The 10,116-nt window shown below is 61.8% G+C and carries 8 protein-coding genes; 3 read left to right on the top strand and 5 right to left on the bottom strand.

Annotated features, from left to right (window positions below; translation table 11 throughout):
* Window positions 1-132 precede the first annotated feature (132 nt).
* Window positions 133-627 carry a SixA phosphatase family protein gene (locus AC1D1Z_RS29690; protein WP_130758812.1) on the bottom strand — a complete coding sequence of 165 codons (495 nt, stop codon included), beginning with the start codon at window positions 625-627 and terminating at the stop codon, window positions 133-135.
* Window positions 628-903: 276 nt separating this feature from the next.
* On the opposite strand from AC1D1Z_RS29690, the gene dksA reads away from it, so the two are divergent.
* Window positions 904-1,323 carry an RNA polymerase-binding protein DksA gene (gene dksA / locus AC1D1Z_RS29685; RefSeq protein WP_017964517.1) on the top strand — a complete coding sequence of 140 codons (420 nt, stop codon included), beginning with the start codon at window positions 904-906 and terminating at the stop codon, window positions 1,321-1,323.
* Between the two features lie 138 nt (window positions 1,324-1,461).
* On the opposite strand, the gene AC1D1Z_RS29680 is transcribed toward dksA, so the two are convergent.
* Window positions 1,462-2,097, bottom strand: a complete 636-nt coding sequence (locus AC1D1Z_RS29680) for a DUF1062 domain-containing protein (protein ID WP_115157475.1) — start codon at window positions 2,095-2,097, stop codon at window positions 1,462-1,464.
* Between the two features lie 418 nt (window positions 2,098-2,515).
* On the bottom strand, window positions 2,516-3,574 hold the full coding sequence (locus AC1D1Z_RS29675) for a flagellar biosynthetic protein FliO (protein ID WP_131604852.1): 1,059 nt from the start codon (window positions 3,572-3,574) through the stop codon (window positions 2,516-2,518).
* Window positions 3,575-3,871: 297 nt separating this feature from the next.
* Between AC1D1Z_RS29675 and cckA the strand changes: the two genes are divergently transcribed.
* The gene (gene cckA, locus AC1D1Z_RS29670) at window positions 3,872-6,475 is read left to right on the top strand and encodes a cell cycle histidine kinase CckA (RefSeq protein WP_477852490.1); all 2,604 of its coding nucleotides are present in this window, start codon (window positions 3,872-3,874) and stop codon (window positions 6,473-6,475) included.
* 263 nt (window positions 6,476-6,738) lie between these two features.
* Here cckA and AC1D1Z_RS29665 read toward each other — a convergent pair whose 3' ends face one another.
* Both AC1D1Z_RS29665 and AC1D1Z_RS29660 read right to left on the bottom strand, forming a co-directional pair.
* Complete coding sequence (locus AC1D1Z_RS29665) at window positions 6,739-7,665, bottom strand: pseudouridine-5'-phosphate glycosidase (protein WP_477852489.1); 927 nt, start codon at window positions 7,663-7,665, stop codon at window positions 6,739-6,741.
* Between the two features lie 84 nt (window positions 7,666-7,749).
* Complete coding sequence (locus tag AC1D1Z_RS29660) at window positions 7,750-8,694, bottom strand: carbohydrate kinase family protein (protein WP_047621299.1); 945 nt, start codon at window positions 8,692-8,694, stop codon at window positions 7,750-7,752.
* A gap of 229 nt (window positions 8,695-8,923) precedes the next feature.
* Between AC1D1Z_RS29660 and recA the strand changes: the two genes are divergently transcribed.
* Window positions 8,924-10,018, top strand: coding sequence for a recombinase RecA (gene recA, locus AC1D1Z_RS29655; protein ID WP_003540131.1), 1,095 nt, complete (start codon window positions 8,924-8,926; stop codon window positions 10,016-10,018).
* Window positions 10,019-10,116: the final 98 nt, after the last annotated feature.

The following is a 10,116-nucleotide window of genomic DNA, read 5'->3' as shown; positions in this document are numbered from 1 at the left end:
AGATTGTCGAAGGCGATGCGGGCGTCATCGGCAAAAGATGTCAGGCGTGGCGGCAAGGCGCGATTCCGGTTGGTGACTGCCCCGCAATATAGGGAGGGCGCGCCGCCCGCAAAAGAAGCGGCGCGAAAGTCTTCAGACGACCACGAAATCGGTGAGGCGCCAGACGGCGGCGGAAGCATCGTAATCGACGACGGCAAGGCCTGCCGTCGGGAAGCCGCCGGGAAGGGCGCTTACCATCGCCTCGTGACCGATCAGCGCCTCCAGCGCCTGCTCCATGGTCGGATTGTGGCCGACCAGCATGACGGCAGATTCGTCCTGCGTATCGATGATCTCGAGATAGGTGTCGACCGTGGCATTATAGAGCGCGTCAACATAACGAACCTCGAGCGTGAGGCCCATCGCCCGGTACACCGCATCGGCGGTATCGCGGCAGCGCAGCGCGGTCGAACTGATCAGAAGATCGGGACGGTAGCCCTTGTCGGCGGCCTTGTCGGCGATGATTTCGGCATCGCCAAAGCCCTTTTCGTTCAGCGGCCGGTCGAAATCGCGCTGCCCGGGTTCGGCCCAGGCGGCCTCGGCATGGCGCAGGAGATAGATGCGGTTGGGCGGAGGCAGGGGTACGGTCATGGGCAAATCCAGGATCCAGCGGGCTTTTTCAGTAGCGGTTGCAATCGGCCGGCGTCAACCGTCAGCGATGCTCCAGCTGCCCAAAACGCGGCTGATAACACGGCGTTTTGAAGGCGAAGCAAAAAACGCAAGCCGGAATAATGATGAGAAAATAGTCTGTTAGCCGAAAACTGTGACAGATTTAAAAATCTGTTTACCTGTCGTATTTGGCTTGAATCGCGACTAGCGCTTGGGATATACACCCGGCCAGATGAGATGTTCTTCAGGAGAATCGCGTTGAGTGAGAAGATCGATCTTAGCAATTACGTTCCCTCGGAAGAGGAAGAATTCATGAACGTAAACCAGCGTGCCTACTTCAGGGCGAAGCTGGTTGCATGGAGAAATGATATCCTTAGAGAAGCGCGCGAGACACTCGACCATCTGGCCGAGGAAAGCGCAAACCATCCCGACCTCGCCGACCGGGCGTCGTCGGAAACAGACCGGGCGATCGAACTTCGCGCCCGTGACCGGCAGAGAAAGCTGATTTCGAAGATCGACGCGGCACTGCAGCGCATCGAAGACGGCACCTACGGATATTGCGAGGAAACTGGCGAGCCGATCGGCCTCAAGCGCCTCGACGCCCGCCCGATCGCGACACTGTCGATCGAGGCGCAGGAGCGTCACGAACGCCGCGAAAAGGTCTATCGCGACGAATGAGAGTTTTCATGCAGGCATGAGAGCAGAATAAGCGCCGCGATCAGATCGCGGCGCTTTTTTGTTATCCATTGTCCTCGCGTGTTGGGGAACAAGCCACAAAGGCCCGGGATCGAGCCGTTGTCGCCGCAGATTCCGTGATTACAGCCGATCTCCTGATGCCAGAGGTTTCCACGATTGCTCTCGATCGGCCTGCATGGCGAGGTCGATCACGATAAGGGTGCCATTCCTGATTCGTCGCCGCATGACGTCTGATCGGTCAGGATCTGTGCGAACCATGCCTTCATCATGAAGAGCCTGCAGCCGCGAGCGCGAAACTTTCAACTCGGACGCGAGCAGACGGTCAAGCCGTATGCTGGTTGGAAACGGGACTATCAGTTCGATTGCCAAACTCGTCCAATGTGCAGTTTCGCGCTGGATTTCTTTCGCGATTTCAAATTCAGCAAACTCGTCCACACGTTGCGACTTGTGCCGGAGAGCATCCAGGTTGAAGGTTTCCGCCCGGATCCAGTCCGGATCGTTGGATTGTAACGCGTCAAGGATTGCAGGGTCGATGTCGCGAACATTGCGGCGCTCGATGATTGGCCGGTTCCATGTCCTTTCACAGGTCAGGCATTTGTAGATAAGCCAAGCATCAAGCTTGCGACCGTTGGCGTTGAGCCGGATCTTGCCGCTGGATTGGAAGGCTCTCAGGCCTCCGCATCCACCGCATGCAATCCAAGGCTGGGGAGCTGTCTTGGGAATAATGGTCCATCGGACCTGAAGCGTATTGCACATACCGTCTTGGTCTTCCGTTCGGAAGTCCACCAAGATGGTGCATGAGAAAACCCCTTGCGGGCGCGGTGTGGCGATGTTGTGGGCGGCTGAAGAGCTGAGACAGCGGAGCTGCACATGGCACATTGTAACAATGCCAAACCGGTCTCTCGCCACCACCCGATGAACATGTTCGCATGCCGCCAGCGTGTCGCTCTGCGGCAGTACGGGTGAAACTGGAGTGAGACCGGTATTTACTTAGGCAAAGTGCGACCTCGAGTGCGCCAACGCTCTTCAACCCTAGGGATAACAAATGATTGGCATGAAAGGCAGCCCCCAAGCCGTTCGTGTGCTGAAAGCCAGGGCAATGCGGCATTTATGCAACGTGATGATGAAGGAAGGGGGGCTCTGGCAATCCGATGTCAGGCAGGCGCGTTTGCCTTCACTTGTCGCGATTGACACTCATTTCGCCGAAGATGCGGGCGACTTCCTTCTGCAGCTCGGTATCGGCGCCGGTGATCGGGGCAAGCTCGGGATCACGGCGTGGCAGGTTGCCCGGCTGCGGCACCGCTTGGCGAGGCGCCTGGTTTGCCGGCGCCGGCACGATGCGTTCGGCCGTCAGATTGTTCGACATTTCCTCTTCCAGCACCCGCTGGAATTCATGACGGATCGCCGCTGCCGGCTGCGCAGCCGGCTCGTCTTCGGCCGTTGCAGGTGCGGCGCGTGCGGCCGCCGGCATGTCCTGGACAGACGGGGCCGAGACCTCGGGTTCGATTCGCTGTTGCGGCAGCACGCGCTGGCGGGCGGCATCGAGGATCTCGGCGGCACTTGAGGCATCGTGAAATGGTGCTGGCTGCGCGGCTGGGGGAGCGGCGGGACGCTCCGGCGGGCGCGGCTGGGGCGGGACGGCACGCAGAGGATTGTCGCGTTCGGCCGACAGCGGAGCTGTCATGGGCTCTGCCGGAAGAGGGCTCGTGACCACCGGCGGTGCCACGGCAGGCGGGGCCGGCGGTTGGGCCGACGGCTCTGGGCGCGGGCGCGGCTCCGGCGAAACCGGCGCAGAGAAAGTGGGCTCGGCTGCCGGCTCGACACGGGCTGCGACCGGCGGGCGTGGTGGCGAGACCGGCGGCGTTTCCGGCCGCGCGACGGATATCGGACGCTGCTCGACGGGTTGCGGGCGGCTGGCGCTGTCCGGCTGTTCGGCCGCTGCGGGCAGGATACGGCTCTCGATGACGATATCGCTCGGGCCGCCGATCATGATCAGGTGCTCGACGTCGTCGCGGCGCACCAGCACCAGACGGCGACGGGCATCGACGGCTGCGGCATCCAGCACTTGCAGCCGGGGCTGTCGGTTGCGGCCGCCGCGCACGAAGGGCGAGGGCGCCCGGCTGCGGATCACCCAGAGCACGATGATGAGCAGGAGAAGCGCCAGACCGACACCACCGGCGGCAAGCAGGAAACGGCTGCCATAAGCTCCGACAACATCATCCAACATAGTCACTCACTCCATTTCGCATTCGGCACATATTGACGACTTTTCCGTTCCTTAGGCAAGGGCCGCCGATCCTGTCCAGTCACGGGAGAACGCGATTTCGTGTTCCGCTGCTAGGAACTCGGCGACCTTGCGCACGGGCAGCAGCTGGGCTTCTGGGGCAGATGGCGCTGTTGCCTGTGAATTCAAGCAGTCTTGCCGGCTAGCGGTGTTTTTGCCGACGCAGCAAATTGCTAAGAAGTAAAGAGTGCCTGATTCCTGCTTCTTGTTCGTGCTACGAAGCGGGAGGGCTTATGTGAGGAATACATGACGAAACCGCGTCAGGCCGACGACTATAACGCACCGCTTGTGGATCGTGGGGGGCGTTCTGGCACGGTCTTGCGCATTCTTCTGCTGGCGCTCGTGCTGATCGCCGCCGCCGGCGCCTTCGTCTTCTTCAAAAAGTCGCTCGACAACGAGGTCGTGCTTGGCGGTCTCGGCGTGCTCGCCATGGTCGGCATCTTCTTCCTGGTATCCTCGGTCATCGGCTTCATTGAGGTGATGCCGCAGCGCCAGTCCGACAGCCTGGCGCGCGCCTTCCTCAACAGCCATCCCGACGGGACGCTGATCACCGACGAAAAAGGCCGGATCATCTATGCCAATGCAGCCTATGGCGCGCTGACCGGCGCACGTAAGGCGACCGAGGTGCAGACGCTGGAAACGCTGCTGTCGCGCCATCGCGAATCCAACGAGGCGCTCTACAGGCTGGTCAACGGGCTGCGCGAGGGCAAGGAAGGCCGCGAGGAGTTCCGCCTGCTGCGTGCCGTCGGGCCTGGCAGCAACAGCTCCGGCGCCCATTGGTACCGGCTGAAGGCGCGGCTGCTGCAGCCGGAGGAAAACGGCGGCAAGCCGCTGCAGATCTGGCAGATCACCGACATCACCACGGAGCGCGACGATCAGGAGCGCTTCTTCAAGGAATTGCAGAACGCGATCGACTATCTCGACCATGCGCCGGCCGGCTTCTTTTCCGCCGGCAGGAAGGGCGAGATCTTCTACCTGAATGCGACGCTTGCCGAGTGGCTGGGCCTCGACCTCACCAAATTCGTGCCGGGCTCGATGACGATCGGCGACGTGGTGGCGGGCGAGGGGCTGGCGCTGATTCAGTCGGTGCAGGCCGAACCCGGCCTGAAGAAGACCGTGACGCTCGATCTCGACCTGCGCAAGAGCAATGGCCAGAGCCTGCCGGTGCAGATCATCCACAGTGTCACCTCGATGCGCGACGGCGCACCCGGCGAAAGCCGGACGATCGTGCTGGCGCGTGAAAAGAGCGATGCCGGCGGCCAGTCCGCTTCGGCCGCCGCCATGCGCTTCACCCGCTTCTTCAACAACACACCGATGGCAATCGCCTCGGTTGACGGCGACGGGCGTATCCTGCGCACCAATGCACCATTCCTGAAGATGTTCTCCGGTGTCGTCTCGCGCGACGACCTCGAAAAGGCGCCGCATCTTGAAACCATCGTGCAGGAGAGCGATCGGCCACAGCTCGCCGCGGCGCTGGCGGCGGCCAAGGACCGGCAGGGCGACATTGCGCCGCTCGACACCCGCACACCGACCGACGAGGCGCGCTATTTCCGCTTCTATGTCAATGCCGTCATCGACCAGAGCGACGAGGCGCCAGAGGAGGCGGCGATCGTTTATGCCGTCGAGGTGACCGAGCAGAAGGCGCTGGAAGCGCAGATGGCGCAGACGCAGAAGATGAATGCTGTGGGAACGCTCGCCGGCGGTATCGCGCATGATTTCAACAATGTGCTGACGGCGATCCTGCTTTCCTCCGACCATCTGCTGCTGCAGGCGYGGCCCGCCGATGCCAGCTTTGCCGACCTGATAGAGATCAAGCGCAACGCCAACCGTGCCGCCGTGCTGGTGCGCCAACTGCTCGCCTTCTCGCGCAAGCAGACGATGCGGCCCTCGGTGCTGAACCTGACCGATGTCGTCGGCGACCTGCGCATGCTGGTCGACCGGCTGCTTTCCGGCACCAATGTCAAACTCGACGTGCAATATGGCCGCGACCTCTGGCCTGTCAAAACAGACCTTTCGCAGTTCGAGCAGGTGCTGATCAATCTCTGCGTCAATGCGCGCGACGCGATGCCCGAGGGTGGCACGCTGACACTGCGCACCCGCAATCTGACCGCCGCCGAGGTCTCCGCCTTCAACTACTCCTACATGCCGGCCGAGGACATGGTGCTGGTCGAAGTCGCGGATAACGGCACCGGTATCGCCCCCGAGATCATGGACAAGATCTTCGAGCCGTTCTTCACCACCAAGGATGTCGGCAAGGGCACCGGGCTTGGCCTCGCCATGGTCTACGGCATCGTCAAACAGTCGGGCGGCTACATCCAGCCGGAATCCGAAGTCGGCAAGGGCACAACCTTCCGCGTCTTCCTGCCGCGGCACATTCCGGAGCCGGCGGTGGCCGCCGAAGCGGGCTCGATCGACGGCGCCATCGCCGGGGCCGAAGTGGTGCCGCTGCCGGTATCGCCGCAGCAGCCGGAGGACCTGACGGGATCGGCCGTCATCCTTCTCGTCGAGGACGAGGAGGCTGTGCGCCGCGGCGGCAAGCGCATGCTGGAAACGCGGGGCTACACCGTGCACGAGGCGGGCTCGGGCGTCGAGGCACTCAGCATCTTGGAAGAACTCGACGGCAAGGTCGACATCGTCGTCTCCGACGTCGTGATGCCCGAAATGGACGGTCCGACGCTGTTGCGCGAGCTGCGCAAGACCTATCCCGACATGAAGTTCATCTTCGTCTCAGGTTATGCCGAAGATGCTTTTGCCCGCAACCTGCCGCCGGAGGCGAAATTCGGCTTCCTACCGAAGCCCTTCTCGCTGAAGCAGCTCGCTGTTGTGGTGAAGGAGACGCTGGATGGGTGAGTGAGGTGCTGTCGGAGGGCACGCTGTGGCGTGCCGCACCCCCCTCTGCCCTGCCGGCATCTCCCCCCACAAGGAGGGAGATCGGCTGGGTGCACTGGCTCCCTAACCAAATATCCATGCAGCTCGGCGAAACGTTGATGCGATGCGAAGGTTTTGCCGCTTGTAATCTCCCCACCTGTGGGGGAGATGCCCGGCAGGGTAGAGGGGGGCTGGAACGGCACCACCTCTCTGCTAAAAATTGATACCTGCCAGCCCGTCAACCTTCATTCACTCAACGCAACCGCAATCTCAGCCGCAAGCCGCGCATTGTTCTCAACTAACGCGATATTGGTCTTGAGGCTCTGGCCGTCCGTCAGGTCGAAGATGGTCGACAGAAGATAGGGCGTTACCGCCTTGCCGGTCACTTCGTCGCGCTCGGCGCTGTCGAGTGCCCGCTCGATATAGATTTCCATCTCCTCGCGCGCGATCTCGTCAGCTTCCGGTACCGGATTGGCGACGAGCATGCCGCCGTCGACGCCGAGCTGCTCGCGCACCGTCTGGAAATTGGCGATGGCGGCCGGGCTGTTCAGCGACAACGGGCTGCGGATGCCCGAGGAGCGCGACCAGAAGGCGGGGAATTCCTCGCTCTCATAGGTGACGACCGGAACGCCGCGGGTTTCCAGCACTTCCAGCGTCTTTGGAATATCGAGGATCGCCTTGGCCCCGGCGCAGACGACGATGACGCCGGTGCGCGCCAGTTCCTCGAGATCGGCTGATATATCGAAGCTTTCCTCGGCGCCACGATGCACGCCGCCGATGCCGCCTGTGGCAAAAACGCGGATGCCGGCGCGCGCCGCCGCGATCATCGTCGCCGCGACGGTGGTAGCGCCGGTGCGGCGCTCAGCGATGGCGAAGGCGAGATCGGCGCGCGACACCTTCATCACTTCGGTCGCCTTGGCGAGTTGCTCCAATTCCGCGGCTTCAAGACCGATATGCAGCGTGCCGTGAATGACGGCGATCGTTGCCGGCACCGCACCCTGTTCGCGGATGATCGCCTCGACGCTACGGGCCATCTCGATATTGCCGGGATAGGGCATGCCGTGGGTGATGATGGTCGATTCCAGCGCCACCACAGGCGCGCCGCGCTGCTTGGCGCTGGCGACTTCCTTCGAATAGGCGATCGGTAAAAGAGGGGAGATGGGGTTAGTCATGGTCTGGTCCTGTGATCGACAGAGCATGATGCTGAAAAGTGCGAGCGGTTTTCGGCATCATGTTCAACTATTTAATTGGCTGCTTCAATGCAGAATTCTGATCTGGGGAACAAGGGCAAGCGCCTCATTCAACAGCTCGGGCGTCAGATTTTCGTTGACGGCGTGCCGCGACTGCACGGTCAGTGTGGCGGCCGCGGTGCCGTGGCGGATGGCTTCTTCGAGCGGCAAGCCTGATATCAAGGCGGCGAGTGTGCCGGCCGCAAGAGAATCGCCAGCACCCGTGACATCGGCAACGGTGTCGGCGATCGGCGGCTGCAACGTCACGGCGCGGCCATCGCAAAGCGCGACGAGCTCGCGCCGGCCGCGGGTGACGACGGCGTTCCTGATGCCGATCTCATTCAGCAACGGCGGCCAGCCGGCAGCCTCTTCCGGCCGCTCACCGGCAAGGGCGGCAGCTTCAGCCTCATTCAGGAACAGGTAATCAATATCCCCGATGCAGGGTTTCAGCCTGACGACCTTGGCCGGCGAGATGGCGATTGCCGCAACGGGCTTGGCGAGCGAATGCGCCTTTGCGACGATCGCCGCGATCGTCTCTTCCGGCAGGTTGGCGTCAAAGAGGATGAAATCATGGGCGGCGAAGGCCTCCCGCACCCAGCGGATGGAGAGACGCCGCGGCACGAAGAAGCGGTAGAGATCCATGTCGGCAAGGGCGATCACCAGATTGCCGTCCTTCTCGATGATCGCCGTGTAGCTCGGCGTCTTGCGGTCGAGGAAGACGAAAGGCCGGTCGTCGATGCCGGCGAAATCGGCAGCTTCTCCAACCGTCTCGCCCATCGGATCGCCGCCGCGCGGCGAGATCATCGTCACCTGAAAACCGAGCCTTGCGAGGTTGCGCGCCGCATTGAAGCCGCCGCCGCCCGGCTCCTCGAACCAGGTGCCGGGATTGCTGGCGCCAGGCGCCGTCTCGCCCGAGATTCGGCCACGCCGGTCGATATGCGCACCGCCGAGAACAAGAATCTTTTTCTTCATCCGATCCGCTCTCCCGATGCCCGAAGGACGAATCGATACGGTGCGCCCTGCCGCGGCCGAGTCGGCACTTTTGGCCTAAGTCGTTGCTTTTCATTGATAAAACAAATGCAGAACACGTGTCGTTTTACCTTTTTCTTTCAACTATTTGATCGCCTATTGCGAGAATGGAACAAATAGGGTACAAACTCGACATTGCTTGAGCGGCTTCAATAACCTAAAGGTGGATCGGATGTCTCAGAATTCATTGCGGCTGGTAGAGGACAAATCGGTGGACAAAAGCAAGGCGCTTGAAGCGGCACTCTCACAGATAGAGCGGTCGTTCGGCAAGGGCTCGATCATGAAACTCGGCTCCAACGAGAATGTTGTCGAGATCGAGACGATCTCGACCGGCTCGCTTGGCCTCGATATTGCACTCGGCGTTGGTGGCCTGCCGAGGGGCCGCATCATCGAGATCTACGGGCCGGAAAGCTCCGGTAAGACGACGCTTGCACTGCAGACGATTGCCGAAGCGCAGAAGAAGGGCGGCATCTGCGCCTTCGTCGATGCCGAACATGCGCTCGATCCCGTCTATGCCCGCAAGCTTGGCGTCGACCTGCAGAACCTTCTGATCTCGCAGCCCGATACCGGCGAGCAGGCGCTCGAAATCACCGATACGTTGGTGCGCTCCGGCGCCGTCGACGTTCTCGTCGTAGACTCGGTCGCCGCACTGACGCCGCGCGCCGAAATCGAAGGCGAAATGGGCGACAGCCTTCCCGGCCTGCAGGCACGACTGATGAGCCAGGCGTTGCGCAAGCTCACCGCTTCGATCTCCAAGTCGAACACCATGGTTATCTTCATCAACCAGATCCGCATGAAGATCGGCGTTATGTTCGGTTCGCCGGAAACGACGACGGGCGGCAATGCGCTGAAGTTCTATGCCTCCGTGCGGCTCGACATCCGCCGCATCGGCGCTGTCAAGGAGCGCGAAGAGGTGATCGGCAACCAGACCCGCGTCAAGGTCGTCAAGAACAAGATGGCGCCGCCCTTCAAGCAGGTCGAGTTCGACATCATGTATGGCGAGGGTGTTTCCAAGACCGGCGAACTGGTCGATCTCGGGGTCAAGGCCGGCATCGTCGAAAAGTCGGGTGCCTGGTTCTCCTATAACAGCCAGCGTCTCGGCCAGGGCCGTGAAAACGCCAAGACTTTCCTGCGCGACAATCCGGATCTCGCCCGCGAGATCGAACTGTCACTGCGCCAGAATGCCGGCCTGATCGCCGACCGTTTCCTGCAGAACGGCGGACCGGACCCGGATGACGGCGATGGCGATGCCACTGCGGAAATGTAATTTTCGCGCTTAAACTCATCGGATAGTTCCAACCGGCCGCATTCCTGATGAGAATGCGGCCGGTTTTGTTTGTCTGCTGGACAGTGGCGCAATGGGAC

Source organism: Rhizobium sp. P1_E1, assembly GCF_056406015.1.
This window is presented reverse-complemented; position numbering and strand designations above follow the sequence as displayed.

Bases quoted from the DNA above. Each gene is read 5' to 3' on its own strand.
- AC1D1Z_RS29690 (WP_130758812.1), bottom strand. From the start codon at position 627: ATGACCGTACCCCTGCCTCCGCCCAACCGCATCTATCTCCTGCGCCAT.
- AC1D1Z_RS29660 (WP_047621299.1), bottom strand. From the start codon at position 8,694: ATGAAGAAAAAGATTCTTGTTCTCGGCGGTGCGCATATCGACCGGCGT.
- recA (WP_003540131.1), top strand. From the start codon at position 8,924: ATGTCTCAGAATTCATTGCGGCTGGTAGAGGACAAATCGGTGGACAAA.
- AC1D1Z_RS29680 (WP_115157475.1), bottom strand. From the start codon at position 2,097: ATGTGCAATACGCTTCAGGTCCGATGGACCATTATTCCCAAGACAGCT.
- AC1D1Z_RS29665 (WP_477852489.1), bottom strand. From the start codon at position 7,665: ATGACTAACCCCATCTCCCCTCTTTTACCGATCGCCTATTCGAAGGAA.